The organism is Mesorhizobium sp. 113-3-3, from assembly GCF_016756495.1.
In the GTDB taxonomy this organism is placed as follows: Bacteria; Pseudomonadota; Alphaproteobacteria; order Rhizobiales; family Rhizobiaceae; genus Mesorhizobium.
Genome location: NZ_AP023243.1, coordinates 2,363,255 through 2,389,151, shown reverse-complemented (window position 1 = coordinate 2,389,151; position 25,897 = coordinate 2,363,255). Strand labels below are relative to the sequence as shown.

The following is a 25,897-nucleotide window of genomic DNA, read 5'->3' as shown; positions in this document are numbered from 1 at the left end:
ATCCTGATTAATAGCGGCACATCTGCCGGGCTCTTCAGTCCAGTTTGTCGAGCAGCGGCTTCAGCCGGTCGCCATAGCGCTTCCACAGGTCGACCGAGCCCTGATACATCGGCTGGCGCACCTGCGCGGCGGAAGCCGTGCGCACCGGCCGGTCGGTCTCGTGGAACGACAGCACGGCATCGTCCCAAGGCAGGCCGAGATAGTCGATCAGCGCCCGGCTCTGCCCTTCCTGATCTGCGACGAAATCCTCGTAGCGCACATCATGCACGACGCCGGGCAGCACCTTGTGCCAGTGCGCCATGATGTCGGTATAGAGATTGTGGAAGTCGGCGAGCTCGCCGAGATCGTAGCCGTAGCGGTGGCTGTCACCGCGGAAATGCACCTTGTAGATCGACAGGCAGGTTGCTGCCGCATCGCGGGCGCAATGAACGATCCTGGCCTTCGGCATCATCATGTGGATGAAGCCGACAAGCAGGAAGTTGCCCGGCATCTTGTCGGTGACGTGGCGCATATGCGGATAGCGGGCATGCAGCATGTCGAGATAGGCCTGGCCCGCCTCGGTGAAATCCGCATCGTCCGTATCCGATACGCCCCAGGGGAAGCCGCCCGGCATGGTCGCCGGGAACTGCCTGCCGACCGCGTTCTTCAGGATGCTGAGCTCGCCCGCGCCATAGACTTGGGGATGGCTGGCGATGATCTGCTCGACCAGCGTCGTACCTGAACGCGGCATGCCGACGACGAAGATCGGCGCGTCATCGGTGATCGGGCTCGGCCTGTGCCTTTCGAAGAAGGCGGCATCGAACACCGTCTTCATCGCCGCGAATTCCTCGCGCGTCCTGACGGGGTCATAGTTGATCCCCTTGCGGCGAATGGCATTGCCTTCGGCGAAATAGTCGAAGGCCTTTCCATAATCCTTCAGATCGTCATTGGCCTTGCCGAGGCCGAAGGACAGCTGCATGCGCGCCAGGCTGTTCTGCGGCGCCTTGGCATGCTGGGCTTCCATGCCTGCCAGTTCGGCGTCGCGCGCCTTCTGGCGCTTGACCTGCGTCAGCATCAGCCAGGCGGTCGCCATGCCTGGGTTGATCGCCAGCGCCTGCCGGAACAGGTCGGCCGCCTCGTCGAGCTTGCCCTTTTCCATCAGCCCAACGCCCAGCCCGTGCAGCAGGTCGGCATCCTTCGGGCGGATGGTCAGCGCCTCGCGGAAGACAGCCAGCGCCTCGTCCAGCCGCCCGGCTTCCTGCAGGGTTTCGGCAAGCCCGATGCGGGCGCGCACATGAAAGGGATTGCGCGTGACGGTGCCGCGATAGATCTCTTCGGCCTCCTCGAAGCGGCCGAGCTGCTTCAGCGACGAGCCGAGATTGTCGCGCGCGGCGAGCTGCTCCGGCCGCAGATCCACCGCGCCGCGGAAGAAGTCGACTGCCGCGGCGACGCGGCCGAGGTCGCGCATCACCGTACCGAAATTGTTGAGGAAGTCGGCATTCGTCGGCTGCAGGCTCACCGAGCGTTCGATGAGGTCCAGTCCTTCTTCGCTGCGCCCGGTCTGGTGCAGCAGCAGTCCCAGGAAATGCGCCGCCGCCGCGTGTTTGGGCTGGCGGGTCAGCACTTGCCGGTAGATGGACTCAGCCTCTTGCCGGCGCCCGGCCTGGTGCAGCTGCAGGGCCTGCTGCACATACTGGTCGAGGCCCAGTGGCGGCTGTCCGCCCGCGCCAGACCTGACTCCCGCACCCGCCGCTCGTCTCTGATCTCTGTTAATGGGAAACCTGCCGTGTTTGTCCGCCTGCCGCGATCTAGGCCATTGGCGCGGCAGGTTCAAGTCTCGGCGTGGTTCCGCGCCCTTTCCATCGACGCCAAGGATCAGATCAAGCGGTTGGTCTCCGCGACCTGCCTCGCCCGCCTCACCGTGCCATCGGTATCGGAGATCGTTCGCCTTGCCGCCTCGTCGCTTCTGATGGTCAGCCGCGCCGACTTGACGATCATCGGCTGGCCGTTGGGGCCAACGGCAATGGCGTGAATGGCGATTGGCTTGATGACCGGATTGACCGCGACGGTCTTACCTCTTGAGCCTCTTGTGGACACCATGCTTTTTCCTCCTTCTAGGATAAATAAAAATATGGGCGCGGAGGAAATACCCCAGCGCATTCTCAAGATTTTTTTGGAAATATGCGCAAACCATAGCAGAAATATCTAAACGTATATAGCGATCTATTTTTCAGTCAGAGCGGGATTGATTTTTGAAACACCTTGAACATGGAGCTCAATCGATCTATATAAAGAAAATCGTTTTGGCCAGAATTGGCATCTCGCGGCGTCAGAGGTTCTCGACCCGCCAATATCATTCCAAATCGTCGATACCAGACGCACGGCACATTGGCCCTGCGACGATTTTTTCAATCCGCGAAAGACAGATATGAACACCGGAATCGTGAAATTCTACAATGGCCAGAAGGGTTTTGGCTTCATTCAGCCGGCCGATGGCGGCAAGGACGTATTCGTCCATGTCAGCGCGTTGGAGCGCGCCGGCTTTCCCGGCCTCGCCGAAGGCCAGAAGCTGCAGTTCGACCTGGAGCGTGACGGCAAGGGCCGCGAGTCCGCCGCCAATCTGCAACTGATCTGATCCGGCCGAATTCGATGAACGCTGACCACGGATGTACTGGCAGCTCTCGAAAGCGGCTTATTTCCAGCGATTGCCGGAAATAGAAAAGCGGGGCTCGTCCCCGCTTTTTTGCGTTCAGGCCGCTGTCTTACGTGACGCCCAAGGCGTGAACCAACCAAGGCGAGGACAATGCCGGACCGCACCACCCATTCCATCGCCCATTTCGCGGCATCCTTCATGCTCGGAGGCCTGGAAGGACCGTTGCCGCCCGGCGACTACGACATTGACCATGATGAAGAGTTGATCGAGGGCATGTCACGCGTCGCCTGGCGCCGCGTCGCTACCTTCATCCACCTTCCCGCAAGGGCGGTGAAGAACCCCGCGATCAGCCAGCTTGTCGCCATAGACCACCTCGAACTCGAAACCGCGCTGAAGCGCGACCGGGAGAATGCAGCATGATCCGTTTCCAGCAGAATGCGCGTCCGCGCACCGACACACCCTCGCACCTTTTCGCCATCGGCCAGACGGTGCGCATGAAGAGCCGCACCGGCCTCGTCCAGAAGACGGCGGAACTGTTCCAGATCAAGAGCAGGCTGCCGGTCAAGGACGGCTCGCCGCAATACCGTATCCGCAGCGAGCAGGAGACCCACGAGCGGGTCACCACGGAAGACAATCTGGAGCCGGCCGACAATCCGGTTGTCGCCAACAATCCGGCCTGACACCCCAGCAACGCCAGACAGAACCATACGAGGAGCAAACAAGATGTCCAAGGGTCAACAGCGAAGCAATCGCGAAGCGCGCAAGCCGAAGAAGGACAAGGTGGTAGCCAAGCCCGCCTCGCCGTTCGGTTCGTCGGTCAAGCAGGCCGAGAGCGGCCTGAAGCCGAAGTCCAAGGGCTGACGGCTCTGGGGGCGCCTCGCGCGCCCCTCCCCCTGCTTTGGCAGGCGATGTAACTGACAACAGCCCCATGCCAAGTCCTGCCACGGAGGCGTGCTTGAACTTCGTCATCGAGTTCTACCGGTCACGCGACGCCGAGGAGGCAACGCTCGACAAGGTGTCGCTGGAAGCACCGACCCTACGCGCCGCCCTTCAGGGAGCCGCCGCGCTCTTCCACACGCTCGCAATGCCGCAGATCCCCGACCGTGTGCGCATCTCGGACGAAGACGGCAGCGAGCTCTATGCCGGGCCGGCCGATGGAGCCTATCCGGCCTAGGCAACCCCCGCGCAAGCGCCTCACGAGGGGAGAAGAAAATACCTCAGCACGGGCCATCGCCGACGATGCGATAGTCCGCGGCGCGGGCTTCGCAGGCATTGGGAAAGCTGCGCATCTCGCCATGCCGGCGGGCGCAGACGGGCGCGTATTCGCGGGTGCAGAACGTCTGCTCTTCATCGCCACCGCCACCGCCACCGCCACCGCCACCGCCGTCACCGCGGCAGGGGCCGTCGCGCACGATGCGGTAGCCGGCACGGTCGGCAAGGCAGGCATTGGCGAAGGTCTGGCGGTCGCCGCCGCGCCGGGCGCAGACGGGCTCGTATTGCCTGGTGCAGAATTCCGGTTCGGGGCGCGGCGGGCGCGGGCGCGGACCCGGCCCGTCATCGACGACCACGGTGCAGGCGGCCAGAAGCGCCGACAGGAACAGGACGGCAAACCCTTGCCGCGAAAAAACCGACGCCAGGAATTTCATGCTGATTTCTCCCTCGATCCCATCCCCGATCGCGATCCTCGCCATTCCCCTGTCAAATGCAACCCGCTGTCGGATGCACTGCCTTCGCCCGGAAGCCACGGTTGCAGCCATGGCCGGGCGTCCGCTGGCAATACTGGCCTATGCGCGCCCACATCCGTGGGTCAATGACCGGCCCGGCAACGAAGCCTATCTGCGGCCCGTCGACGCTCAGATCGGTCGATTCTTGCGTCGGGATGCGCCCAGTGTGGCGGCCCGCGGCGCTATCTTGCAACCTTCACGTTTCCGTGCGATAAATTCCGTGTTCGGGCATTTGCGACCCGGAGAGCGGAACGTTTTGGACGACCTTTCCCCGATACTGTGAATCTCTGACGGCCCCGTTTTTCGGCGGGGGGTTTGACCATGCGCCAATGCATGACTGCCGAAAGCAACCACCGGGAACTGCCCTCGACGCCAGGTGGCGGGCAGGACCACCAAAGACTGAACGGGTGAAGGAGTTTCCCCAATGGCCCAGACCGGCACCGTTAAATTCTTCAACGCGACCAAAGGCTTCGGTTTCATCACGCCCGACGGCGGCGCCAAGGACGTGTTCGTCCACATTTCCGCGATCGAGGCATCGGGCCTGCGCACGCTCGTCGACGGCCAGAAGGTCACCTTCGACGTCGAGCCGGACCGCATGGGCAAAGGCCCGAAGGCGGTCAACCTCCGCGCCGCCTGAGCCATCGGCGCCGCGCGTCCCTGACGGCGGGCGAACGAGGGTTCCAAGCTCGCCCAGCCTGTGGGCACGCAGACAGATTTTGAAAAGGCGCGGCGATTTTCGTCGCGCCTTTTTCATGCCCGCGGCGCAGCATGAATGCATGCCGCCCGGAAGTGGATACGGCTCCGGATCAATGACATGCATCATAACAAGGGTTTAAGGCGCTTTAAGTGCCCGCAAAACTTTCTCTTGCCGATGACGCTAAAATAAAGGACAAATTTCCTCTCGGGCATTTGCCGGCCCGAGACTGGAGTTTATGGGATCAAAGGAGCTTCCCATGCCGCAGACCGGCACCGTCAAATTCTTCAACCATGCCAAAGGCTTCGGCTTCATCACGCCGGACGATGGCGCGAAGGATGTCTTCGTCCATATTTCGGCCGTGCAGGCGTCGGGTCTTCCCGGTCTCGAAGATGGGCAGAAAGTAACATTCGACACCGAGCCGGACAAGCGCGGCAAGGGGCCTAAGGCCGTCAACCTGTCCGTCGGCTGAGCCGGCTTCAGACTGTCGGCTCCGGCGGGGCAGCCCAGCTCGATCAGAGCCAGGTTCTTGGCGCCCCTCTTAGCCAACAGGTCGAAATCCGTTCAGCCTCCGTTCAGCCACGGTCGCATATTAGTCTTGGGTAAAGCCGGACCGCATCCCCTGCAAAACTGCACGGCCCGGTACGAAGGAGACCCAGATGAACAGAATTTTCAAGACAGCCGTGCTGTCCGCCGCCATGGCGGCCACCATGCTCGTGGCCCTGCCCACCGCTAATGCCGATGAATGGCGTCATCACCGCCACCACGGCAATGGCGACGCCATTGCCGCCGGCGTGCTCGGCCTCGCCGCCGGCGCCCTGATCGGTGGCGCGCTGGCCAATGACCGGCCACCGCCTGACGCCAACCGCTACTACGATGACGGTTACTACAATGACGGCTACTACGATCGCGACGTGCGGGTCCGCCCGGCGCCGGTCCGCCGCTACTATGTGGAGCCGCGTGTGGTCTATGCCGATCGTTATGCAGAACCGTGGACGCGTGACTGGTACGAATACTGCTCGGACCGCTACCGCTCCTTCAACTCCCGCACCGGCACCTTCACCGGCAATGACGGCGAGCAGCATTTCTGCACGGCGAACTGAGTGCATGTCGCCCAAAAGTGCGCAGCGGTTTTGGGATAACGACTTGCACCAAACAGAATGCCGAAGCGCGAAAGCGCTAAGGGCTTCCCTGCCCCAGAACAAAGAGCGCTGACCGCAAGGCCAGCGCTTTTTGAGTTCTACGATTTTGAATTCAGGGCGCTCTGACGTGGGATCTGCCAGGTCTGCAAAGTCCGTGCCGCCCCTCATCCGCCTGCCGGCACCTTCTCCCCGTATAGTGACGGGGAGAATGGAACCGACCGCGATGCTCGCGCCCTTCTGCAACGCTGGAGCTTGGTGAAATCCTCAGTGAAGGCGTCTTTCTCCCCGTCCTAGACGGGGAGAAATGTCCGGCAGGACAATGAGGGGCAGCGCCGGCTTTCGAAATCAAACCAGATCAAGTTGGTTTGCGTCTGAATTCCTAAACTCTGGATTTCTAAACAAGAAACGGGTTGGTCCGCCGTTCCTCGCCAAAACGGCCGCCGGGGCCGTGGCCGCAGATGAAGCCGATATCGTCGCCGAGCGGCAAGAGCTTGTCCTTGATCGAGGCGATGAGCGTCGCATGGTCGCCGCCCGGCAGGTCGGTGCGGCCGACCGAGCCACGGAACAGCACGTCCCCGACATGGGCAAACTTGGCCGCGCGGTTGTAATAGACGACGTGGCCGGGCGCGTGGCCGGGGCAATGCAGCACCTCGAACACATGGCCGCCGAACGACACGGTCTCACCTTCGGTCAGGAACCGGTCGGGCACGCAGTTGCGTGCGCCTTCGATGCCGTACCGCCTGCCCTGGTTTTCCAGATTGTCGAGCAAAGGCTTGTCGGCCGCATGCGGGCCGATGATGTCGATCCCCAGCGCCTCCTTCAGTTCCATGGCGCCGCCAGCATGGTCGATATGGCCGTGCGTGATCCAGATCGCCTCGGCCGTGATCGCATTGTCCTTCAGCACCGCCAGCACCTTGTCGATGTCGCCGCCCGGATCGACGACGACGCCATGCTTGTCGTCCATGTCGAACAGGATGGTGCAGTTCTGCTGAAACGGTGTGACCGGCACGATGCCGGCATTGAGCTGACCCATGATCGTCCTTTCGATGTTCAGGGGTGATGTAGAGGCGCCAGTGAAAGGCGTCCACCCCTCGAAAGACGAACAGACAGTCGCCCCAGAAACGGAAATGGGCGGCCGAAGCCGCCCATTTGAACGAACCTGAGACCGTCAGGCTTACTTCTTCATGGCGTCCATGACCGCGCCGATAATGCCGGTCAGGATCGCGCCGCCGCCGGCGCCGCCGACGATGTTGTTGAGGTTGAGCGCACTGCCGAGACCGCTCGTCGCTGCAGCGGCCGCCGCCGGATCGACCGCGCCGCCGCCAAGCAGGCTGCCGAGGATCGCCGCGCCGCCGACGCCGCCAATGGCGCCACCCAGGATTTTGGGAAGCTGGCCCATCGCCGCGTTCTTGAGCGCAACACCGACCGCCTGACCACCGATGATACCCGTAATCACCTGTATAATGATCGGAAGAAGCGTGTTCATGTCCATATGATTAGTCCCTCCATAGCTGCCAGCCTCCCGGGCCGACACCATCATGAGACGCCGAATTGGATGAAAGTCAAATGCAGAAACGCTGAAATAAAAGGGGCGGCTCGAAAACCGCCCCTGCTTGCGCGAAAAGCTGTGACTATCGTTATTCTGCGGCGATCGCATGCTTCGGCTGAACGGCCACAGAATAGTCATTCATAAGGTTCTTGGCGATTTCGCCGACTTCGAATCGGTAAGGGCCGATCTCCGACACCGGCGTTACTTCCGCCGCCGTTCCGGTCAGGAAGCATTGCTCGAAGCCTTCGAGTTCTTCCGGCAGGATGGCGCGTTCGATCACGTCCAGGCCACGATCCTTGGCCAGCCCGATGACCGTGCGGCGGGTGATGCCGTCGAGGAAGCAATCGGGCTTGGGCGTATGGATCTTGCCGTCCTTGACGAAGAAGATGTTGGCGCCGGTCGCTTCGGCGACCTGGCCGCGCCAGTCGAGCATCATGGCGTCGGCATAGCCTTTTGCTTCGGCGGCATGCTTGGACATGGTGCAGATCATGTAGAGGCCGGCGGCCTTCGACTTCGACGGCGCCGTGCGCGGGTCGGGCCGGCGCCATTCCGCGACATCGAGGCGGATGCCCTTCAGCTTCTGCGCCGGATCGAAATAGCTCGGCCACTGCCAGATGGCGATGGCGACGTTGATGCGGTTGTTCTGCGCCGAAACGCCCATCTGCTCGCTGCCGCGCCAGGCGATCGGCCGCACATACGCATCCTGGAAACCCTGCTTCTTCAGCAGCGTGGTCGAGGCATCGTTCAATTCGGCGACCGAATACGGAATCTTGAAGCCGAGCAGGCGCGCCGATTCATGCAGGCGCTCGGTGTGCTCGTTGAGCTTGAATATCTCGCCGCCATAGGCGCGCTCGCCCTCGAAGACCGCGCTGGCGTAGTGCAGACCGTGCGTCAGAACATGGATCTTGGCCTCGCCCCACGGAATGAATTCGCCATTCATCCAGATGAAGCCGTCCAGTTGATCGAAGGGAACGGATGCCATGGTAACCTCCCGCGGGCCAAGGCCCGCATATCCTTGGTGTCGTTGCGTGTTCTTTTTGGCCGTGATTGGACGCGCCGGCCGATGTTGCGAAGCGTAAGCGGATAATCGCGCTCTGGCAAACTCAGGAAGTTCCGGAAAAACCGGTCTGCCTTGCCTTTTCGTTCGCAATCCGCCCAAAAGCTTGTCAAAAATTACCATTGCAGGGAAATTACGTCAATAGTACTGACATAATCTCCCGTTCCCATGGAGAAATGATGACGGATCGAAGCCCAGCCGCCGGAAAACCGATCAGGACCGCGATGTCAGTCGAGGACGGCATAGACTTCGCCATCATCGAGCTGTTCTTCTTTGCCTATCGCGACTTCACCTCCGATCCCGATCAGATCCTGGCCGACTATGGCTTCGGCCGCGCCCACCACAGGGTGCTGCATTTCGTCAACCGCCGGCCGGGCCTGACGGTCGCCGAACTGCTCGACGTGCTGAAGATCACCAAGCAGAGCCTGGCGCGCGTGCTCAAGCAGCTGATCGACACCGACCATGTCGTGCAATTGCAAGGTCCGCGCGACCGCCGCCAGCGCGAACTCTATCCCACTGCCAAGGGCCGGGCGCTGGCGCTCGCCCTGGCGCGGCCACAGTCACGCCGCATCCGTGCTGCATTGGAAGATTCCGGCGCCACCGAACGGACCTTGGTGGAACGCTTCCTCGAAGCGATGGTCAATCCGGAACTGAGAGCTCAGATCGACGTTGGGTCCGCAAAAATGTCAGGAAAAAGCCATGGAGAGCACTGAGAGGGTCGATCAGGCGGCCGCACCGGACGACGACGCGCCGCATCTGCTTGTGGTCGACGACGACACCCGCATCCGCAATCTTCTCAAGCAGTATCTGACTGAAAACGGCTTTCGCGTCACCGTCGCCGGCAATGCCGGCGAGGCCAGGCGCAAGCTCGCCGGCCTCGACTTCGACCTGCTGGTGCTCGATGTCATGATGCCCGGCGAAAGCGGCGTCGATCTCACCAAGTCGCTGCGCGCCGAAAAGAACGTGCCGATCCTGATGCTGACCGCACTGTCGGAAACCGACAGCCGCATCTCAGGACTCGAGGCCGGCGCCGACGACTACCTGCCGAAACCCTTCGACCCGCGCGAGCTGATCCTGCGCATCAACAACATCCTGCGCCGCGGCGGCCCGGCGACGACGCCAAAGGTCGAGCAGCTGGTCTTCGGCCCCTACACGTTCCAGATTGCCAGGCGCGAACTGAAGCGCGGCGGCGAGGCGCTGAAGCTGACCGACCGCGAGCAGGAGATCCTGGCGATCTTTGCCGCGCGGGCCGGCGAGACCATCCCGCGCCACGAACTGGTCGGCGACGATTCGGAGGTCGGCGAGCGCACCATCGACGTGCAGATCAACCGCCTGCGCCGCAAGATCGAGCGCGATCCGTCCAACCCGGTCTGGCTGCAGACCGTGCGCGGTATTGGGTATCGGCTCAGCGTGGAATAGAATACCGGCGGCGGCCCTAGAGCATGATCCCGAAAAGCGGCAACCTGTTTTCGGAGAAGGTCATGTTTCAAAGAGTCTAGGGCAGCCCACGGATGAAAAGAGCCAATGGCGACGACGGAACTGGAAGGGCCGGGACCTGACGGCTTGAGCGCACGCGCCACGCGAATGCTCAAGGCGGTGCCGCGCATCTGGAACCGGTTCTGGCGTCTCGTTTCACTTTACATGCCCAAGCGCCTTTATGCGCGCTCGCTGATCATCGTCATCGCGCCGATGATCCTGCTGCAATCGGTGGTCGCCTTCGTCTTCATGGAGCGCCATTGGGCAACGGTGACGCAACGCCTGTCGCAGGCCACCGTGCGCGACATCGCCGCCATCATCGACCTGATCGAGACCTACCCGCACGACGCCGACTACGCCAACATCATCCGCATCGCCCAGGACCGCATGCAGCTGAAGGTCGATCTCTTGCCGCCGGATCCCTTGCCGCCGCCCGGTCCAAAACCGTTCTTCTCGATCCTCGACGATGTTCTCTCGTCCGAGATCACCCGCCAGATCAACCGGCCGTTCTGGATCGACACGGTCGGCAATTCCAACATCGTCGAGGTGCGCATCCAGCTCGAGAACAAGGTGCTGCGAGTCTTCGTGAGGCGCAGCCAGGCCTATGCCTCCAACACCCACATCTTCCTGATCTGGATGGTCGGCACGTCGCTGGTGCTCCTGATGATCGCCATCCCCTTCCTGCGCAACCAGATCCGGCCGATCCTGACGCTTGCCGAGGCCGCAGAAAGCTTCGGCAAGGGCCGGCCGATGCCGCGCGATTTTCGCCCGCGCGGCGCCGAGGAGGTTCGCCGCGCCGGCTTTGCCTTCATCCAGATGCGCGAGCGCATCGAGCGCCAGATCGACCAGCGGACCGCCATGCTGACCGGCGTCAGCCATGATCTCCGAACCATCCTCACCCGCTTCAAGCTGCAGCTGGCGCTGGCCGGCGGCAAGACCGAGACCAAGGCGGCGCTCAACCAGGACATCGACGACATGCAGTCGATGCTGGAAGGCTATCTCGCCTTTGCCCGCGGCGAAGCCTCGGAGGACCCGGGACGTTTCGATCTCGAAGCCTATTTCCAGAAGCTCGGCGACGAAGCCGCCTTGCGCAAATGCAAGCTGTCGACGACGCTTTCCGGCGATCCGACGGTGCATGTCAGGCCGAACGCCTTCGCCCGGCTGCTGTCCAACGTCATCGGCAACGCCTTCCGCTATGCCAAAACGGTGGAGGTCAGCGCCAATCACGGCCGTGGCTCGCTAGTGGTCACCGTCGACGACAACGGTCCGGGCATTCCGGCCGACAGGCGCGAGGACGTGTTCAAGCCCTTCGTGCGGCTCGACGAAGCGCGCAACCTCGACGCCAGCGGCACCGGGCTCGGCCTGTCGATCGCCCGCGACATCGCCCGCAGCCATGGCGGCGACATCACCCTCGACGACAGCCCGCTCGGCGGCCTGCGCGCGGTGATCAAGGTTCCGGCCTAGGCAGACCAAATACCAGGCTTCATCCGCGCGTCATGAAATCATGATCAAGAGCGCGCATGAAACGCGCGACATCAGTTGATTCGGCCTTGCCGCCCCACTTCGATCCCGTGCCCGCCCGGGTGCGCTGGAGCGAAGCGCGGGCAGCCGGCTGGACGCCGTTCCGGCATCGTTTCAAGGCAACCGTCGACCTTTCCAGCAAAGGGCCGCCATGCGCATATTGATGGTCACCGACGCCTGGCGCCCGCAAGTCAACGGCGTCGTCCACACGCTGGAGCGGCTCACCGAAACGCTGAAATCCTTCGACGTCGCGGTGGATTTCCTGACGCCCAACATCTTTCGCACGCTCCCCCTGCCGACCTACCCCGACATCAGGCTGGCGCTGACCACGCCGGGCCATGTCGCGCGCCTGATCGACGGCTACAAGGCCGACCATATCCACATCGTCACCGAGGGGCCGCTCGGTATCATGGCGCGGCGCTATTGCCGCAATGCCGGCCGGCCGTTCACCACCAGCTATCACACGCGCTTCCCCGAATATCTCAGCGCCCGCCTGCCGGTGCCGGAAAGCTGGGCCTATCGCTGGCTGCGCGATTTCCACAATTCCGGCCAGGGCACGCTGGTCGCCACCCAGTCGCTCGCCGACGACCTTTCGGCGCGCGGCTTCAACAAGCTGAGGCCTTGGACGCGCGGCGTCGACACCGATCATTTCCGCCCGGACAAGAGGAAGGACCTTGGCTTCCCCGGCCCGGTCTTCCTTTGCGTCGGCCGCGTCGCCATCGAGAAGAACCTCTCCGCCTTCCTCGACCTCGATTTGCCCGGCAGCAAGGTGATCGTCGGCGAGGGACCGGAGCTGGCCAAGCTCAAGGCCCGTTATCCCAACGCGCATTTCCTCGGCCATCGTCCCAATGACGAACTGGCCGAGATCTACGCCTCGGCCGATGTCTTCGTCTTCCCCAGCTGCACCGACACCTTCGGCAACGTCATCATCGAGGCGCTGGCCAGCGGCACGCCGGTCGCCGCCTATCCGGTGACCGGGCCGATCGACATTGTCGGCGATGGTTTTGGCGGTGCGGTTTCGAATGATTTGCGCGAGGCCGCGCTCGCCGCCCTCGAGGTCGACCGCGCGCAGGCACGAGAACGCGCTATGCGCTACAGCTGGAAAGCCTGCGCGGAAATGTTCCTCGACACGGTCGAGGAAGCGCTCGGCAGGACGCGCAAGCTGGCGGCCTAAAACAGTCTGCCGCCGTCCGGCACCTTGCGCTCTATCGCTCCGAGCACGACGGCGCCCTCCTCGTCGGGAAAGCCCAGCGTCAGCACTTCCGACATGAACGGGCCGATCTGGCGTGGCGGAAAATTGACCACGGCGAACACCTGCCGGCCGACCAGCGTCTGCGGCGTATAATATTTGGTGATCTGCGCCGACGACTTCTTGATGCCGATGTCGGGTCCGAAATCGATCTTCAGCTTGAAGGCAGGCTTGCGTGCCTGTGGAAACGGTTCGACCTCGACGATCGTGCCGGCGCGGATGTCGACACGATCGAAATCGGCAAAACTGATCTCGGGCTTGCGCTCGCTGCTCGAACTCATTTCGACATTACCAAGGCTCTAGGCGTTGCCGTAGGTCTCGAACAGCACGCCGGCCAGCGCGTCCTTGGCCGAGGTTCCCGACCAGACGACGAACTGGAAAGCCTGGAAATAGCACTCGCAGGCCTCAAGCGCCGAGGACAAAAGCACCTCGACCTGCTGGCTCGACGGCTCGACCCCGCCGGCCAGTAGCAGCGACTGGCGGAACATGATCGCGCCTTCCTGCTCCCATAGGTCGAAATGACCGAACAGCATCTGCTCGTTGATCAGCGACAACAGCCGCATCACTTCCAGCGCGCGGGTCTCCGGCACCTTGATATCGAAGGCGCAGGCCAGATGCAGAGCCTCGAAATCCTCCATCCAGGAGAAGGAGACGTGATAGTCGGTCCAGCTGCCGGCGACCGAGATCGAGATTTCATCGTCGCCGGCCCGTTCGAAGGACCAGTCATTGTTGTGGGCCACCTGCTCGATAACATCCACCGGATGGATTTCGCGGGAGAATTCGAGTTCGAGAAGTTCCATGGAATGCTTCCTGTGTTCAGGGGGAGCGCCTCACGCTCCGCGGGGCACACACGACGAACAATCTGATCTAGAACTCGGACGGCCAGGACTTTACTTCGCGCCAAAGACTACGTCTCGACGCAAAGACCCCAGACCGGACCCCACCGCCCGGCCGCATGACCCTGCTTCGAATCATGCAACAAATTCAGTCTATTGATCGGGAGTCGCGTGAACAGCCCAATTTTTCGCACTGCGTCATTCGCATGTGGAAAGGCGCTGTCACAAAGATTCATGCAATGCCGTTAAGCGATTCACGGCAAAGCGATTTTCAGGCTCGGACTATGTGGAAAAGTTTAACGATTATTTTTTTGCGCGGGGCCTCGCCGCCGCCGCTGGTGCGGCATCACCGGCGAGTTCTGCGAGCTTGGCCTCGAGCGCTTCGATGCGGGCGGCAAGCCTGGCATTCTCGTCCCTGGCCTTGGCGGCCATCTCGCGCGCGGCCTCGAATTCCTCTCGCTGCACCACGTCCATCGAATTGAGGATACGCTCCGCCTGGCCCTTGAAGGCCGTCTCGACTTCGCGGCGCACGCCCTGCGCGGCGCCGGCGGCGTCGGTCATCAGCTTGGCGAATTCATCGAGAATGCGGTTCGGTCCGGTCGACATGGCAAATCCTCGCTTTGCTCGAAATGACGTAGTGGCGCGGGGCGAGGAATGCAAGAACGTTGAGGGCCGGTGCGGCCTCTGCGTTGCTATGGCGCATGGCGATGCCATGCCAATGCGAAGCTTTCAGATGGTCCCAAGCTGTACTTGAGGACGCCAAATCGCCTACTGTGTGGCCATCACGCAGTGCTGCGGCACGCTCCAATCAGGGTCACCCAATGGCAACGCCCCCGCGCCGACCGACAAATCCGTTCGAAGCCGCCGAAGCGGCCTTCAAGCCGGTCAAGAAGCCGGCAGCGCCCGTTCGCGAAGCCTCGACCGCACTGAACGTGCGCGAGCTTGTCTCGATCCGGATCGACCGCGCCGTGCTCGATCATTTCCAGGAAGACGGCCCCGGCTGGCAGGACAGGATCAACGACGCATTGCGGCAGTGGGTGGCCGCCAAGGGCTGATCTCACCATTCACGGCGCGATGGCTCGCAGTGGATTCGTCGCGGCACTTGACGGCGACCACCTTGCCTTGACCCTGCCAAAACCCTGCCGCATGGTCCGCGCCCGAACGCGACCGCAACCGAGAGCTCCCCGTTGAACGAATATTTCCTGCTGCCGCTGGCCTCGTTGCCCTTCCCCAACATCAACCCGATCCTCATCCAGATCGGGCCGCTGGCGGTGCACTGGTACGGCGTCGGCTATATCGTCGGCAAGCTGTTTGCCTGGTGGTATGCCAAGCGTCTCGCCGCCAATCCGAAACTGTGGCCCGACGGCATCCTGCCGATGAAGCCGGAGGACCTCGACGACTTCATCGTCTGGGCGGCGATCGGCGTGGTCCTTGGCGGGCGCACCGGCTACGTGCTGTTCTACGACCTGGCGCGCTACATCCAGCACCCGCTCGATATCTTCGCGGTCTGGCAAGGCGGCATGTCGTTCCATGGCGGCCTGCTCGGCGTCATCCTCGCCATGACGCTGTTTTCCATCAAGCGCGGCATCCGCACCTGGTCGCTGTTCGATGTCGTGGCCGCCGGCGTGCCGGTCGGGCTTGGCCTGGTGCGCGTCGCCAACTTCATCAATTCCGAGCTTTGGGGCCGGCCGACCGACGTGCCGTGGGCGATCGAATTCCCCAATGGCGGGCCATTTACCCGCCATCCGAGCCAGCTCTACGAAGCCCTGCTCGAGGGCCTGGTGCTGTTCCTGGTCCTGCGCATCCTCACCCATTCGCGCCTCAAGTTGAAGACGCCGCGCTTCGTCGGCGGCGCCTTCATCTGCGGCTATGGCCTGTCGCGCATCTTCGTCGAGTTCTTCCGTGAACCCGACCAGCAGCTCGGCTATCTCCTCGGCACCAACTGGCTGACCATGGGCATGATCCTGTCCACGCCGATGGTTCTGGCCGGCATCTGGGCGATGGCGACGGCAAAGCCGGTGACGCAAGCGCAGCCGCAGGCGACATGACGCGGCTGAAGACCCGCATCGTCGACCTGATCGAGGCGCTCGGTCCCCTTCCCGTCAACGAATACATGGCCATGTGCCTGTTCGACCCCGCGGATGGCTACTACACGACACGCGAACCCTTCGGCGCCGCCGGCGACTTCGTCACCGCGCCGGAGATCAGCCAGATGTTCGGCGAACTCGTCGCCGTCTGGCTCTACCAGGCTTGGGCAGCGATCGGCCGGCCGGTGCCGGTCACCATCGCCGAGATCGGCCCCGGCCGCGGCACGCTGATGAAGGACATGCTGCGCACCCTGTCGCGGCTCGTTCCTGACCTGGCCAATGGCGCTGCATTCGCCATGATCGAGACCAGCCCGCGCCTGGCCGAGACCCAGAAACAGACGCTCGGCGCGACGCCCTTCGCGGTTCGCTGGCACGAGACCATCGAGACCTTGCCCGATCAGCCGTTGCTCATCGTCGGCAACGAATTGTTCGACGCCGTGCCGATTCGTCAGTTCGTCCGCGCCGGCGCCAGCTGGCGCGAGCGCATGGTCGGCCTCGACGACCAGAATGTCCTTTGTTTCTTCGCCGGCGCCGGCTCGGTCGACCCGACGCTGCTGCCCGTCGATGCGGCTGAAGCGCCGCAAGGCGCGATCGTCGAGGTGGCGCCGGCCCGCACCGCCCTGATGGCGGCCATTGCCGAGCGCATAGCTCGAAACAGTGGCGCCGGGCTGTTTCTCGACTATGGTCATCTCCGGCCGGGTGTCGGCGACACGCTGCAGGCCTTGCGCAAGCACAATCACGAAGATGTGCTGGCCAATCCCGGCGAGGCTGATCTCACCTCGCATGTCGATTTCGCTGCCCTGGCCGCGGTCGCGCGCGCGCATGGCCTCGACGTCCATCTGTCGACACAAGGCAGTTTCCTGCTCGGCATGGGCATTCTCGAGCGTGCCGGCCGGCTTGGCGCCGATGCCGGCCAGGCGGCCCGCGACAAGATATCAGGCGATGTCGAACGACTTGCCGGGCCGCAAGCCATGGGCGAGCTGTTCAAGGTGCTTGCCGTGCTGCCGCGCGGTGTGCCGATCCGGCCCTTCACCACGGCGGATTGACTTTTCACTGCTGCCCCTCCCAATCTCCCGTCCGGCAAAAGAGCGGCCGAACCGCCAGCCGCCTTGCTTCCGGACTTTTTCTTGACGAAACCGACCACACGGACAACAACGCCCGCATGCTGAATCAGACCAAACCGGATCCCATTCGGTCGCCGCTGCTGGACAAGGCGCAGGCACAAGGCATCCGCCACGGCTATTTCACCCGCACGGGCGGCGTCTCGACGGGCATCTACCAGGGCCTCAACATCGGCACCGGGTCGGATGACGACAAGGCGCTGGTGGCCGAGAATCGCGCCCGTGTCGCCGCCTGGATGGGCGTGCCGGCAAGCCATCTGCTGACCGCTTGGCAGGTCCACTCCCCCGACGTCATTGTCGCCAGGGAACCCTTTGCCGGCGAACGGCCCAAGGCCGATGCCATCGTCACCGACCGCCCGGGCATCGCCATCGGCGCCTCGACCGCCGATTGCGGCCCGGTTCTGTTCGCCGATGCCGGGGCGCGCGTCATCGGCGCAGCGCATGCCGGCTGGAAAGGCGCTTTTACGGGCGTGCTGGAAAACACAATTGCCGCCATGGAAAGCCTGGGCGCCCGGCGCGAAAACACCGTCGCCGTGCTCGGCCCCTCGATCGGCCCCGACAATTACGAGGTCGGGCCGGAATTCGTCGCCCGTTTCGTCGAGGCCGACGCGGAAAACATCGGCTACTTCGCGCCCTCGGCCACATCAGGCCACGCCATGTTCGACCTCAACCGGTACACGGTCGACCGGCTCGTCAGGGCCGGCGTGACCGCTGAAGGCCTCGGCCGCTGCACCTATGCCGAGGAAGGTTTGTTTTACTCCTACCGGCGCACCACGCACCGTGGGGAACCCGATTACGGCCGGCAGGTTTCGGCCATCGTTTTGGAGAGTGAATAATGGCGCTGCATTTTGAACGATCGGAATTTGACGCGCGACGCGACCGGCTGATGATCGAGATGGCCGAGAAGAAACTCGACGCCATCCTGCTGTTCGCACAGGAAAGCATGTACTGGCTGACCGGCTACGACACGTTCGGCTTCTGTTTCTTCCAGTGCCTGGTGGTCAAGGCCGACGGCTCGATGGTGCTTCTGACCCGCTCGGCCGACCTGCGCCAGGCGCGCCACACCTCGATCATCGACAACATCGTGCTGTGGACCGACCGCAACGGCGCCAACCCGGCGGTCGACCTGCGCAATCTGCTCAACGACCTCGATCTGCTCGGCGCGCGCATTGGCGTCGAATATGACACCCATGGCCTGACCGCCTTTAATGGCCGCCGGCTGGACGAGCAGCTGCAGACCTTCGGCCAGATCGCCGATGCCTCCGGCATCGTCGGCCGGCTGCGCCTGTTCAAGAGCCCGGCCGAGATCGCGAAGGCCGAGAAGGCCGCCAACCTTTCCGACGACGCGCTGGACGCGGCGCTGCCGCTGATCAAGCAGGGCGGCGACGAGGCCCTGATCCTTGCCGCCATGCAAGGCGCGGTCTTTGCCGGCGGCGGCGACTATCCGGCCAACGAGTTCATCATCGGTTCGGGCGTCGACGCGCTGCTGTGCCGCCACAAGGCCGGCCGCCGCAAGCTCACCAAGAACGACCAACTGACGCTCGAATGGGCCGGCGTCTTCCATCACTACCACGCGCCGATGATGCGCACCGTGCTGACCGGCAAGGTGTCGAAGCGCCATCAGGAACTGTTCGACGCCGCGCGCGCCGCCCTTCTCGCGGTGGAAAAGGCGATGACGCCGGGCAACACGTTCGGCGACGTCTTCGACGCGCATGCCCGCACCATGGAGGCGCACGGCCTGACCAAGCACCGGCTGAATGCCTGCGGCTACTCCGTCGGCGCCCGCTTCACGCCGTCCTGGATGGACATGCCGATGTTCTACCAGGGCAATCCCGAGCCGATCGCGCCGCATATGACGCTGTTTGCCCACATGATCATCATGGATTCCGAGACCGAGACGGCAATGACGCTTGGCCGCACCTACCTGACCACCGAATCCCAGCCGAAGCCGCTTTCCCGCCATGATCTCGACTTGATCGTACAGTGAATCCATAATGGGAGGCGTTCTTCGCCAAGGAGTTAGAAGGCAAATGAGACGATCGCATGTGACGACCGTGTCATTGCTTGTGGCATTGGCTGTTGCCTCCTGCACCAACGCAAAGGACGTTCTCGAACCTTCCGCCATCACCCCGCCGGCGACTTCGGGGCCGGTAGCGCCGGGCAGTACGGCGGCCACGGCTCCCGCGCCTGCGACCACCACGGCGGGGGCGCCCGCAACCACCACGCCGCCACTCACCTCGGCCCAAAGTGCCGCCATCCTCGCCAAGACACGGCTGCAGATCGCGCCGATCGTCGGCGCTTCGGTGGAGGCCGCGACCCCGCTGACGGCGGAACTGCAGACGCGCGCCAGGCAGCGCGGCATCACGCTTGCCGGCAGCGCCGACCAGACCGCGACCCATGTGCTGAAGGGCTATTTCTCGGCGATTTCGGAGGGCAAGGACACCACCGTCATCTATGTCTGGGACGTCTACGACCCCTCAGGCAACCGCCTGCACCGCATCAACGGCCAGATGAAGGCGCCTTCGGTCAATTCCGGCGCGGGCGCCGACAGTTGGAAGGGCGTCTCGCCGGCCACCATGCAGGCGATCGCCGACCAGACCATCGACCAGTTCGCGGCATTTCTGGGCGGCAAGGCTGGCTAGCAAGGCATGCTCAAGTGTTGCCTCTCGGCGATGGCACGAAGCTTTCTTCAGCTTAGCCGGCGGATTCCCGATCTCGGCGCTTGCAATACCAGCGCGGGCCGCTAAAAGCCCGACTAAAAGGTGCGGGAGAGTCTGTCAGGCCTTCCCATCCCCCACCAGGAACGGTGCATGAAACTCTTCGCGGGCAATTCCAACAGGGTGCTGGCCGAAGCGGTCGCCCGCTATCTCAACATCCCGCTGGGCAAGGCCAGCGTCAGGCGCTTCGCCGACCAGGAAATCTTCGTCGAAATCCAGGAAAACGTGCGCGGCGAGGATGTCTTCATCCTGCAGTCGACCTCGTTCCCGACCAACGATCATTTGATGGAACTGCTCATCATGATCGACGCTTTCATGCGCTCCTCGGCCAAGCGCATCACGGCGGTGATTCCCTATTTCGGCTATGCCAGGCAGGACCGCCGCGCCTCCGGCCGCACGCCGATCTCGGCCAAGCTGGTCGCCAATATGATCACCCGCGCCGGTGTCGACCGCGTTCTGACACTCGACCTGCATGCCGGCCAGATCCAGGGTTTCTTCGACATCCCGACCGACAATTTGTTCTCGGTGCCGGTGATGGCCCGCGACGTGAAGGCGAAATACAAGCAGCTCGGCAATGTCGTGGTGGTGTCGCCCGATATTGGCGGCGTGGTGCGGGCGCGTGCGCTGGCCAAGCGCTTCGACGCGCAGCTCGCCATCGTCGACAAGCGCCGCGAGCGTCCGGGCGAATCGGAAGTGATGAACATCATCGGCGCGGTCGCCGGCAAGGATTGCCTGCTGATCGACGACATCGTCGATTCGGGCGGCACGCTGTGCAATGCCGCCGACGCGCTCCTGGCCAATGGCGCCACCAGTGTCACCGCCTATATCACCCATGGCGTGCTGTCGGGCGGTGCCGTGGCCCGCATCAGCGGCTCGAAGCTGCAGGAACTGGTGATCACCGATTCCATCCAGCCGACGCAAGGCGTGCTCGACGCGCCGAACATCCGCGTCATCTCGATCGCCGACCTGATGGGCGAGGCCATCTCGCGCACGGCAACCGAGGAATCGGTGTCGAGCCTGTTCGACTAAAGCGGACTCCCCCTTTATCCGCCATCGCCTGCATCGCATCGCGAGCAGAGGTTTCCTTACGCGCTCACCATGGCATACTGGCCCTCCACACAATGGAGGAGGTGCATATGCCAATCCGGCGAAGGACTTTGCTCGGGCTTGCAGTTTCCATCGCGGCGGCCTTTTCGGCACCGGCGGCCTGGGCCGCTGATTTTCCGGACCGGACCATCACGATGGTTGTTCCCTTTTCCGCGGGCGGCTCCACGGACCTGGTCGCGCGCCTCGTCGCCAACAAGATGTCCGAAAGCCTCGGCCAGCAGATCGTCGTTGAAAATGTCGGCGGCGCCGGCGGCAGCATCGGCGCGGCCCAGGTCGCCCGGGCCGACCCGGACGGCTACACAATTTTGATGGGCACGGTCGCGACACACGCGCTCAACCCGCTCATCCTGAAGACCAAGCCCTACGATGCGGAGAAGGATTTTGCTCCGATTTCGCTGCTTGTGCTGGTGCCGAACGTCCTGGTGGTGAACCCCCAGTTTCCCGCCAAGGACGTCAAGGAACTGATCGACCTGTTGAAGAAGGAGCCGGACAAATACGCCTACGCTTCGTCGGGCAACGGCACCCCGCTGCATCTCTCGGGCGAGCTTTTCAAGACGATGGCCGGCGTCAGCATGCAGCACATACCCTACAAGGGCGCCGGGCCGGCCCTGAACGACGTCATCGCCAATCAGGTGCCGATGATGTTCGACAACCTGCCGTCTTCATCTGGGCATATCAAGGGCGGGACGCTGAGGGCCCTAGGCGTCACCACCAAGGAGCGTGTGCCCTCCTTCCCCGACGTCCCGGCAATTGCCGAGACCATTCCCGGCTATGAAACCTACAGCTGGAACGCCCTGTTCGCGCCAGCGGGCACCCCGCCGGACGTGATCGAGGTTCTGCAGAAGGCGGCTGCCAAGGCGCTGCAGGATCCCGATGTGATTGCGCGCATGGGCCAATTCAGCGCCTCGATCGTGGCCTCCACTCCGGAAGAACTGGCAACGCATGTGAAGGCTGAGCTCGCCAAGTGGGAGCCGATCGTCAAGGCGAGCGGCGTTCAGATGGATTAGAGCAATTCCAGGAAAAGTGTGAGCGGTTTTCCGTCCGGAATTGCTTCAAAACAAAGAGCTAGAGCGGTTCGCCGTTTCCGTGAAACGGTGAACCGCTCTAGGCGTCAATGCACGCCGGCGCTGCTCACTCTGGCGCCGGAGCCTCGAGGCGGGGCGTGGCCCGCCTTATGCCTTCGCCATTGTCTCGCGCGCCACGCATATAGCCGCGCGGCGACGAGCCCAGCATGCGCTTGAACATGGTGATGAAGGCCGGCACGCTGTCATAGCCCAGGTCGAGCGCCACCCGGGTGATCGGTTCGCCATCGGCGAGCCGCGGCAGCGCCGCGAACAGGCAGGCCTGCTGGCGCCAAGTCGACAGCGACAGGCCGGTCTGGCGCTGGAAGGCGCGGGTGAAGGACCGCCGGCTCATGCCCGCGGCGTCAGCCCATTCGTCGATCGTCGCATGCGGCGAAGGGGCAGCGACAAAGCGGCGGCACAGCGCCGCCAGCTTCGGATCGGACGGGAACGGCAGGCCGAGCGGCCGCTCCGGCAAGGTCGGGATCTCATGCAGCAACAGCTTCATGATCAGCCCGCCGCGCCCTTCCAGCTCGCCGCCTTGCGGCAGTTTCTCCGATTCCACGATCAGGCTGTGCATCAGCTCGGTGACACCGACGACGCGCAAGCCTTCCGGCAGGCCGGGAATCGCGCCCGGCATGACATAGACCGAGCGCATCGAGACGTCACCCAGCATCTCGACCGAATGCTCGATGCCGGCCGGAATCCACATTGCGTGGTCCGGCGGCACCATCCAGCGCCCGTGCCGTGTCGTCACCAGCACGACACCAACCAGCGCGTGCAGCAATTGGCTGCGCCTGTGGCGATGTTGCGGCACGTGGTAGCCGTCGGGATATTCGGTCGGCAACGCCACCGCTGGGCCGGCGACCTCCTCCAGCCATTGCCAGCGGCTCCGGTGCAATTGGCCGAGATCGGCATTGCCGGCGCGGAAGATTTCCCTGCCATGCGGCATCTTGTATGGCCCACTTGCGAAACTATTGGACCAAACCACGAAAGAAGTCGCGCGACAAGCAGCTTATAAGGCAACCGTCCCTAGGGCGGCCGCAGGAGCGTCCGCCAGATTGCCCGCGGGCGTGCCCGCCAAAAAGACCACGGAGCCTGCCTTGACCGATACGACAGCCGCCAGCGTCGCGTCACCAGCGACCGCCAGTCACACTTCCGCCCAGGCGACGGCCTTCACCGTCATCCTGGCGGTGAGCTTCTGCCATTGCATCAACGACATCATGCAGTCGCTGCTATCGGCCATTTATCCGCTTCTGAAACAGAATTACGGCCTCGATTTCTGGCAGATCGGCCTGCTGACCTTCACCTTCCAGGTGACGGCGTCCTTGCTGCAGCCGGTGATCGGCATGATCACCGACAAGCGGCCGATGCCCTATTCCCTGCCCTACGGCATGGCCTCGTCGCTGATCGGCCTGGTCGTGCTGGCCTATGCCGGGCACTACTATCTGCTCTTGATCGGCGCCTCGCTGATCGGCATCGGCTCGGCGATCTTCCATCCCGAATCCTCGCGCATCGCGCGCTTTGCTTCCGGCGGCCGTTTCGGCCTGGCGCAGTCGCTGTTCCAGGTCGGCGGCAATTTCGGCCAGTCGATGGGGCCGTTGCTGGCCGCCTTCATCGTCGTGCCGTTCGGCCAGACCAGCATCGCCTGGTTCGCCGTCGGCTCGCTGATCGGCATCGTCGTTCTGTGGCAGGTCGGCGGCTGGTACAGCCGGCTGCGCGCCGCGCAAGGCACTCGCAAGGCGGCAAGCTTCGTCTCGCCCTTCCCGCGCCGCAAGGTGATGTGGGCATTGATCGTGCTGACCCTGCTGGTGCTGAGCAAGAACGCCTACATCGCCAGCCTCGCCAGCTACTACACCTTCTACTCCATCCATAAATTCGGGGTGTCGGTGCAGATGAGCCAGGTGATGCTCTTCCTGTTCCTCGGCGCCTCGGCGCTGGGCATCCTGCTCGGCGGCCCGTTCGGCGACCGCTACGGACAGAAGGCGATGATCTGGTTCTCGATCGTCGGCGTGCTGCCCTTCACGCTGGCGCTGCCCTACGCCAACCTGGAATGGACGATGGTGCTCACCGTGCTGATCGGGCTGATCCTGTCGTCGGCCTTCTCCAACATCGTCGTCTTCGCGCAGGAACTGGTGCCGGGCCGCGTCGGCATGATCGCCGGCATCTTCTTCGGCTTCGCCTTCGGCATGGGCGGTATCGCGGCCGCCGTGCTCGGCGTCGTCGCCGACATGAAAGGCATCGATTTCGTCTTCCAGATCTGCTCGTATCTGCCGTTCCTGGGCCTGCTGACCGTGTTCCTGCCGAACATGAAGGAAGCCCGGAAGGCGCAGGCAGCAGCCTAGCTTTGCCTGCCCCTGAATTGATACGGAAAGGCACCCGCCAAATGGCGGGTGCCTTTTGCGTTCTCAGAGACCCTACGCCTTGAAGAAGGCCAGAAGGTCGGCGTTGATGACATCGGCGTGGGTCGTCGCCATGCCGTGCGGGAAGCCCTTGTAGATCTTGAGTTCGCCCTTCTTGAGCAGCTTGATCGACAAGAGCGCCGAGTCGGCGATCGGGACGATCTGGTCGTCGTCACCATGCATGACCAGCACCGGCACGTCGATCGCCTTCAGATCCTCGGTGAAGTCGGTTTCCGAAAAGGCCTTGATGCAATCATAATGCGCCTTTGTGCCGCCCATCATGCCTTGGCGCCACCAATTGTCGACGACGCCCTGCGAAACCTCGGCGCCGGGGCGGTTGAAGCCATAGAAGGGGCCGGCCGGAACGTCGCGGAAGAACTGGGCGCGGTTGGCCGCCTGGGCAGCGCGAAAGCCGTCGAAGACCTCGATCGGCAGGCCGCCGGGGTTGGCAGCCGTCTTGAGCATGATCGGCGGCACCGCGCCGATCAGCACCGCCTTGGCGACGCGGCCGCCCGAGCCGTATTGCGCGACATAGCGCGCCACCTCTCCGCCGCCTGTCGAATGGCCGACATGGATGGCATTCTTGAGGTCGAGATGCGCCGCCAGTTCAGCGACATCGGCGGCGTAGGTGTCCATCTCGTTGCCGATATCGGTCTGCGTCGAGCGGCCATGGCCGCGCCGGTCATGGGCGATGACCCGGTAGCCCTGTGCCAGGAAGAACAGCATCTGGGCGTCCCAGTCGTCGCTGCTCAACGGCCAGCCATGATGGAAGACGATAGGCTGGCCGGTTCCCCAATCCTTGTAGAAAATCTGCGTGCCGTCCTTGGTGGTGATCGTGCCGCTGCCGGAACCGGATTTCGTCTGCGAAGCCATCTCAATCTCCTTTGATTGTTTTCGCGATAAACAATATCGCGATATCTATATGGCTAGCGCAGCCTTGAAGCCTTGTCTACAAAAATGTATATCGCGATATCATTTTTCGTGGTACATATTTCGTGATTAATCGGCAAAGGAATGTGTCGTGCCTCTCCCGTTGGACAATCAGCTCTGCTTCACGCTCTACGCCACCTCGATGGCGATCAACCGCACCTACAAGCCTATGCTGGACGAGATGGGGATCACCTATCCGCAATATCTCGTGCTCAACGCGCTGGGTGAGGCCGACGGCATGTCGGTCGGCAGGGTCGCCCATCGGCTCGCCCTGGAATCGAGCACCGTCACCCCGCTGGTGAAGCGCATGGAACAGGCCGGGCTGGTCACCCGCCAGCGCAGCCAGGCCGACGAGCGCCAGGTGCAGGTTGACTTGACACCAGCCGGGCGCGCGCTGCTCATCCAGTGCAATTGCCTCAACGAGACCTTGATCGAGCGCTCGGGCATGACGCTGGCTGAGCTTGATGCCCTGAACCGGCAAATCCAGGCGCTGCGCGTTGCGCTGAACGGCGATCGGTAGCCACCGGCTGGAGCTTGAGTGCCTCGACGCGTCACGAAGATCGATCGCGCCGCTTTTCGTGGGGAGCATGCA

At 63.2% G+C, this 25,897-nt stretch carries 33 protein-coding genes; 22 read left to right on the top strand and 11 right to left on the bottom strand.

All coding sequences use genetic code 11. The annotated features are described in order from the left end of the window. Window positions 1–34: 34 nt before the first annotated feature. Both JG746_RS11590 and JG746_RS11585 read right to left on the bottom strand, forming a co-directional pair. Window positions 35–1,669: a tetratricopeptide repeat-containing sulfotransferase family protein gene (locus JG746_RS11590; protein ID WP_202358246.1), complete on the bottom strand. Its 1,635-nt coding sequence runs from the start codon at window positions 1,667–1,669 to the stop codon at window positions 35–37. A gap of 185 nt (window positions 1,670–1,854) precedes the next feature. Beyond that, complete coding sequence (locus tag JG746_RS11585) at window positions 1,855–2,079, bottom strand: hypothetical protein (protein ID WP_202358245.1); 225 nt, start codon at window positions 2,077–2,079, stop codon at window positions 1,855–1,857. Window positions 2,080–2,407: 328 nt separating this feature from the next. Here JG746_RS11585 and JG746_RS11580 point away from each other — a divergent pair, with 328 nt between their 5' ends. The 5 genes from JG746_RS11580 (at window position 2,408) to JG746_RS11560 (ending at window position 3,806) form a co-directional block, all read left to right on the top strand. Then, window positions 2,408–2,614 carry a cold-shock protein gene (locus tag JG746_RS11580; RefSeq protein ID WP_202358244.1) on the top strand — a complete coding sequence of 69 codons (207 nt, stop codon included), beginning with the start codon at window positions 2,408–2,410 and terminating at the stop codon, window positions 2,612–2,614. 168 nt (window positions 2,615–2,782) lie between these two features. Then, window positions 2,783–3,052 (top strand): hypothetical protein, encoded by a 270-nt coding sequence (locus tag JG746_RS11575; protein ID WP_202358243.1) that lies wholly within the window; start codon window positions 2,783–2,785, stop codon window positions 3,050–3,052. Continuing rightward, window positions 3,049–3,312: a hypothetical protein gene (locus JG746_RS11570; protein WP_202358242.1), complete on the top strand. Its 264-nt coding sequence runs from the start codon at window positions 3,049–3,051 to the stop codon at window positions 3,310–3,312. The genes JG746_RS11575 and JG746_RS11570 overlap by 4 nt, the downstream gene beginning before the upstream one ends. 43 nt (window positions 3,313–3,355) lie before the next feature. After that, a complete protein-coding gene (locus tag JG746_RS11565) occupies window positions 3,356–3,493 on the top strand; it encodes a hypothetical protein (protein ID WP_179298059.1) in 138 nt (45 codons plus the stop codon). 94 nt (window positions 3,494–3,587) lie between these two features. Next, window positions 3,588–3,806, top strand: coding sequence for a hypothetical protein (locus tag JG746_RS11560; RefSeq protein ID WP_202358241.1), 219 nt, complete (start codon window positions 3,588–3,590; stop codon window positions 3,804–3,806). A 43-nt stretch (window positions 3,807–3,849) separates the two neighbouring features. On the opposite strand, the gene JG746_RS11555 is transcribed toward JG746_RS11560, so the two are convergent. Then, window positions 3,850–4,278: a Kazal-type serine protease inhibitor family protein gene (locus JG746_RS11555; RefSeq protein ID WP_202358240.1), complete on the bottom strand. Its 429-nt coding sequence runs from the start codon at window positions 4,276–4,278 to the stop codon at window positions 3,850–3,852. Between the two features lie 502 nt (window positions 4,279–4,780). Between JG746_RS11555 and JG746_RS11550 the strand changes: the two genes are divergently transcribed. The 3 genes from JG746_RS11550 (at window position 4,781) to JG746_RS11540 (ending at window position 6,153) form a co-directional block, all read left to right on the top strand. Further along, window positions 4,781–4,993 carry a cold-shock protein gene (locus tag JG746_RS11550; protein ID WP_006202520.1) on the top strand — a complete coding sequence of 71 codons (213 nt, stop codon included), beginning with the start codon at window positions 4,781–4,783 and terminating at the stop codon, window positions 4,991–4,993. A gap of 316 nt (window positions 4,994–5,309) precedes the next feature. Next, complete coding sequence (locus JG746_RS11545) at window positions 5,310–5,522, top strand: cold-shock protein (protein WP_008877668.1); 213 nt, start codon at window positions 5,310–5,312, stop codon at window positions 5,520–5,522. A 187-nt stretch (window positions 5,523–5,709) separates the two neighbouring features. Further along, on the top strand, window positions 5,710–6,153 hold the full coding sequence (locus JG746_RS11540) for a BA14K family protein (protein WP_202358239.1): 444 nt from the start codon (window positions 5,710–5,712) through the stop codon (window positions 6,151–6,153). Between the two features lie 433 nt (window positions 6,154–6,586). Here the strand turns inward: JG746_RS11540 and JG746_RS11535 are convergent, their stop codons facing one another. From JG746_RS11535 to JG746_RS11525, 3 genes are all read right to left on the bottom strand, one after another. Continuing rightward, a complete protein-coding gene (locus JG746_RS11535; RefSeq protein ID WP_202358238.1) occupies window positions 6,587–7,225 on the bottom strand; it encodes an MBL fold metallo-hydrolase in 639 nt (212 codons plus the stop codon). Window positions 7,226–7,366: 141 nt separating this feature from the next. Then, a complete protein-coding gene (locus tag JG746_RS11530; protein WP_202359323.1) occupies window positions 7,367–7,684 on the bottom strand; it encodes a hypothetical protein in 318 nt (105 codons plus the stop codon). A 145-nt stretch (window positions 7,685–7,829) separates the two neighbouring features. After that, complete coding sequence (locus JG746_RS11525; protein ID WP_202358237.1) at window positions 7,830–8,723, bottom strand: branched-chain amino acid aminotransferase; 894 nt, start codon at window positions 8,721–8,723, stop codon at window positions 7,830–7,832. 254 nt (window positions 8,724–8,977) lie between these two features. Between JG746_RS11525 and JG746_RS11520 the strand changes: the two genes are divergently transcribed. The 4 genes from JG746_RS11520 (at window position 8,978) to JG746_RS11505 (ending at window position 12,969) form a co-directional block, all read left to right on the top strand. Next, complete coding sequence (locus JG746_RS11520; protein ID WP_202358236.1) at window positions 8,978–9,511, top strand: MarR family winged helix-turn-helix transcriptional regulator; 534 nt, start codon at window positions 8,978–8,980, stop codon at window positions 9,509–9,511. After that, window positions 9,498–10,217: a response regulator gene (locus JG746_RS11515; protein ID WP_115142172.1), complete on the top strand. Its 720-nt coding sequence runs from the start codon at window positions 9,498–9,500 to the stop codon at window positions 10,215–10,217. The genes JG746_RS11520 and JG746_RS11515 overlap by 14 nt, the downstream gene beginning before the upstream one ends. A 105-nt stretch (window positions 10,218–10,322) precedes the next feature. After that, entirely contained in the window at window positions 10,323–11,738 is a 1,416-nt protein-coding gene (locus tag JG746_RS11510) for an ATP-binding protein (protein WP_202358235.1), read from the top strand. A 208-nt stretch (window positions 11,739–11,946) separates the two neighbouring features. Further along, the gene (locus JG746_RS11505) at window positions 11,947–12,969 is read left to right on the top strand and encodes a glycosyltransferase family 4 protein (RefSeq protein ID WP_202358234.1); all 1,023 of its coding nucleotides are present in this window, start codon (window positions 11,947–11,949) and stop codon (window positions 12,967–12,969) included. Here the strand turns inward: JG746_RS11505 and JG746_RS11500 are convergent. The 3 genes from JG746_RS11500 to JG746_RS11490 all read right to left on the bottom strand — a co-directional run bounded on the left by JG746_RS11500 (window position 12,966) and on the right by JG746_RS11490 (window position 14,486). Further along, window positions 12,966–13,325, bottom strand: a complete 360-nt coding sequence (locus JG746_RS11500; protein WP_202358233.1) for a tRNA-binding protein — start codon at window positions 13,323–13,325, stop codon at window positions 12,966–12,968. The genes JG746_RS11505 and JG746_RS11500 overlap by 4 nt on opposite strands. A gap of 18 nt (window positions 13,326–13,343) precedes the next feature. After that, window positions 13,344–13,844 (bottom strand): YbjN domain-containing protein, encoded by a 501-nt coding sequence (locus JG746_RS11495; protein WP_013893499.1) that lies wholly within the window; start codon window positions 13,842–13,844, stop codon window positions 13,344–13,346. Between the two features lie 339 nt (window positions 13,845–14,183). Further along, window positions 14,184–14,486 carry an accessory factor UbiK family protein gene (locus JG746_RS11490; protein ID WP_202358232.1) on the bottom strand — a complete coding sequence of 101 codons (303 nt, stop codon included), beginning with the start codon at window positions 14,484–14,486 and terminating at the stop codon, window positions 14,184–14,186. Window positions 14,487–14,701: 215 nt separating this feature from the next. Here JG746_RS11490 and JG746_RS11485 point away from each other — a divergent pair, with 215 nt between their 5' ends. The 8 genes from JG746_RS11485 to JG746_RS11450 all read left to right on the top strand — a co-directional run bounded on the left by JG746_RS11485 (window position 14,702) and on the right by JG746_RS11450 (window position 21,919). Continuing rightward, the gene (locus JG746_RS11485; RefSeq protein WP_202358231.1) at window positions 14,702–14,935 is read left to right on the top strand and encodes a BrnA antitoxin family protein; all 234 of its coding nucleotides are present in this window, start codon (window positions 14,702–14,704) and stop codon (window positions 14,933–14,935) included. Between the two features lie 132 nt (window positions 14,936–15,067). Beyond that, window positions 15,068–15,928, top strand: coding sequence for a prolipoprotein diacylglyceryl transferase (gene lgt / locus JG746_RS11480; RefSeq protein WP_202358230.1), 861 nt, complete (start codon window positions 15,068–15,070; stop codon window positions 15,926–15,928). Beyond that, complete coding sequence (locus JG746_RS11475) at window positions 15,925–17,013, top strand: class I SAM-dependent methyltransferase (RefSeq protein WP_202358229.1); 1,089 nt, start codon at window positions 15,925–15,927, stop codon at window positions 17,011–17,013. Before lgt ends, JG746_RS11475 begins: the two co-directional genes overlap by 4 nt. Window positions 17,014–17,129: 116 nt before the next feature. Beyond that, on the top strand, window positions 17,130–17,924 hold the full coding sequence (pgeF, locus tag JG746_RS11470) for a peptidoglycan editing factor PgeF (RefSeq protein WP_202358228.1): 795 nt from the start codon (window positions 17,130–17,132) through the stop codon (window positions 17,922–17,924). Beyond that, window positions 17,924–19,075 carry a M24 family metallopeptidase gene (locus JG746_RS11465; RefSeq protein ID WP_202358227.1) on the top strand — a complete coding sequence of 384 codons (1,152 nt, stop codon included), beginning with the start codon at window positions 17,924–17,926 and terminating at the stop codon, window positions 19,073–19,075. The genes pgeF and JG746_RS11465 overlap by 1 nt, the downstream gene beginning before the upstream one ends. A gap of 43 nt (window positions 19,076–19,118) precedes the next feature. After that, window positions 19,119–19,730 (top strand): hypothetical protein, encoded by a 612-nt coding sequence (locus JG746_RS11460; protein WP_202358226.1) that lies wholly within the window; start codon window positions 19,119–19,121, stop codon window positions 19,728–19,730. Between the two features lie 168 nt (window positions 19,731–19,898). Next, on the top strand, window positions 19,899–20,834 hold the full coding sequence (locus JG746_RS11455; protein WP_019860650.1) for a ribose-phosphate pyrophosphokinase: 936 nt from the start codon (window positions 19,899–19,901) through the stop codon (window positions 20,832–20,834). 107 nt (window positions 20,835–20,941) lie between these two features. After that, complete coding sequence (locus JG746_RS11450) at window positions 20,942–21,919, top strand: Bug family tripartite tricarboxylate transporter substrate binding protein (RefSeq protein ID WP_202358225.1); 978 nt, start codon at window positions 20,942–20,944, stop codon at window positions 21,917–21,919. Between the two features lie 124 nt (window positions 21,920–22,043). Here the strand turns inward: JG746_RS11450 and JG746_RS11445 are convergent, their stop codons facing one another. Further along, window positions 22,044–22,925: an AraC family transcriptional regulator gene (locus JG746_RS11445; protein ID WP_202358224.1), complete on the bottom strand. Its 882-nt coding sequence runs from the start codon at window positions 22,923–22,925 to the stop codon at window positions 22,044–22,046. A 151-nt stretch (window positions 22,926–23,076) separates the two neighbouring features. Between JG746_RS11445 and JG746_RS11440 the strand changes: the two genes are divergently transcribed. Further along, window positions 23,077–24,318, top strand: a complete 1,242-nt coding sequence (locus tag JG746_RS11440; protein ID WP_202358223.1) for an MFS transporter — start codon at window positions 23,077–23,079, stop codon at window positions 24,316–24,318. Window positions 24,319–24,390: 72 nt separating this feature from the next. Here JG746_RS11440 and JG746_RS11435 read toward each other — a convergent pair whose 3' ends face one another. Continuing rightward, window positions 24,391–25,248 carry an alpha/beta fold hydrolase gene (locus JG746_RS11435; RefSeq protein WP_202358222.1) on the bottom strand — a complete coding sequence of 286 codons (858 nt, stop codon included), beginning with the start codon at window positions 25,246–25,248 and terminating at the stop codon, window positions 24,391–24,393. 148 nt (window positions 25,249–25,396) lie between these two features. Here JG746_RS11435 and JG746_RS11430 point away from each other — a divergent pair, with 148 nt between their 5' ends. Further along, complete coding sequence (locus JG746_RS11430; RefSeq protein ID WP_202358221.1) at window positions 25,397–25,825, top strand: MarR family winged helix-turn-helix transcriptional regulator; 429 nt, start codon at window positions 25,397–25,399, stop codon at window positions 25,823–25,825. Window positions 25,826–25,897: the final 72 nt, after the last annotated feature.

Bases quoted from the DNA above. Each gene is read 5' to 3' on its own strand.
- JG746_RS11585 (WP_202358245.1), bottom strand. From the start codon at position 2,079: ATGGTGTCCACAAGAGGCTCAAGAGGTAAGACCGTCGCGGTCAATCCG.
- JG746_RS11580 (WP_202358244.1), top strand. From the start codon at position 2,408: ATGAACACCGGAATCGTGAAATTCTACAATGGCCAGAAGGGTTTTGGC.
- JG746_RS11575 (WP_202358243.1), top strand. From the start codon at position 2,783: ATGCCGGACCGCACCACCCATTCCATCGCCCATTTCGCGGCATCCTTC.
- JG746_RS11570 (WP_202358242.1), top strand. From the start codon at position 3,049: ATGATCCGTTTCCAGCAGAATGCGCGTCCGCGCACCGACACACCCTCG.
- JG746_RS11565 (WP_179298059.1), top strand. From the start codon at position 3,356: ATGTCCAAGGGTCAACAGCGAAGCAATCGCGAAGCGCGCAAGCCGAAG.
- JG746_RS11555 (WP_202358240.1), bottom strand. From the start codon at position 4,278: ATGAAATTCCTGGCGTCGGTTTTTTCGCGGCAAGGGTTTGCCGTCCTG.
- JG746_RS11550 (WP_006202520.1), top strand. From the start codon at position 4,781: ATGGCCCAGACCGGCACCGTTAAATTCTTCAACGCGACCAAAGGCTTC.
- JG746_RS11545 (WP_008877668.1), top strand. From the start codon at position 5,310: ATGCCGCAGACCGGCACCGTCAAATTCTTCAACCATGCCAAAGGCTTC.
- JG746_RS11540 (WP_202358239.1), top strand. From the start codon at position 5,710: ATGAACAGAATTTTCAAGACAGCCGTGCTGTCCGCCGCCATGGCGGCC.
- JG746_RS11535 (WP_202358238.1), bottom strand. From the start codon at position 7,225: ATGGGTCAGCTCAATGCCGGCATCGTGCCGGTCACACCGTTTCAGCAG.
- JG746_RS11530 (WP_202359323.1), bottom strand. From the start codon at position 7,684: ATGGACATGAACACGCTTCTTCCGATCATTATACAGGTGATTACGGGT.
- JG746_RS11525 (WP_202358237.1), bottom strand. From the start codon at position 8,723: ATGGCATCCGTTCCCTTCGATCAACTGGACGGCTTCATCTGGATGAAT.
- JG746_RS11520 (WP_202358236.1), top strand. From the start codon at position 8,978: ATGACGGATCGAAGCCCAGCCGCCGGAAAACCGATCAGGACCGCGATG.
- JG746_RS11515 (WP_115142172.1), top strand. From the start codon at position 9,498: ATGGAGAGCACTGAGAGGGTCGATCAGGCGGCCGCACCGGACGACGAC.
- JG746_RS11510 (WP_202358235.1), top strand. From the start codon at position 10,323: ATGGCGACGACGGAACTGGAAGGGCCGGGACCTGACGGCTTGAGCGCA.
- JG746_RS11505 (WP_202358234.1), top strand. From the start codon at position 11,947: ATGCGCATATTGATGGTCACCGACGCCTGGCGCCCGCAAGTCAACGGC.
- JG746_RS11500 (WP_202358233.1), bottom strand. From the start codon at position 13,325: ATGAGTTCGAGCAGCGAGCGCAAGCCCGAGATCAGTTTTGCCGATTTC.
- JG746_RS11495 (WP_013893499.1), bottom strand. From the start codon at position 13,844: ATGGAACTTCTCGAACTCGAATTCTCCCGCGAAATCCATCCGGTGGAT.
- JG746_RS11490 (WP_202358232.1), bottom strand. From the start codon at position 14,486: ATGTCGACCGGACCGAACCGCATTCTCGATGAATTCGCCAAGCTGATG.
- JG746_RS11485 (WP_202358231.1), top strand. From the start codon at position 14,702: ATGGCAACGCCCCCGCGCCGACCGACAAATCCGTTCGAAGCCGCCGAA.
- JG746_RS11475 (WP_202358229.1), top strand. From the start codon at position 15,925: ATGACGCGGCTGAAGACCCGCATCGTCGACCTGATCGAGGCGCTCGGT.
- pgeF (WP_202358228.1), top strand. From the start codon at position 17,130: ATGCTGAATCAGACCAAACCGGATCCCATTCGGTCGCCGCTGCTGGAC.
- JG746_RS11465 (WP_202358227.1), top strand. From the start codon at position 17,924: ATGGCGCTGCATTTTGAACGATCGGAATTTGACGCGCGACGCGACCGG.
- JG746_RS11460 (WP_202358226.1), top strand. From the start codon at position 19,119: ATGAGACGATCGCATGTGACGACCGTGTCATTGCTTGTGGCATTGGCT.
- JG746_RS11455 (WP_019860650.1), top strand. From the start codon at position 19,899: ATGAAACTCTTCGCGGGCAATTCCAACAGGGTGCTGGCCGAAGCGGTC.
- JG746_RS11450 (WP_202358225.1), top strand. From the start codon at position 20,942: ATGCCAATCCGGCGAAGGACTTTGCTCGGGCTTGCAGTTTCCATCGCG.
- JG746_RS11445 (WP_202358224.1), bottom strand. From the start codon at position 22,925: ATGCCGCATGGCAGGGAAATCTTCCGCGCCGGCAATGCCGATCTCGGC.
- JG746_RS11435 (WP_202358222.1), bottom strand. From the start codon at position 25,248: ATGGCTTCGCAGACGAAATCCGGTTCCGGCAGCGGCACGATCACCACC.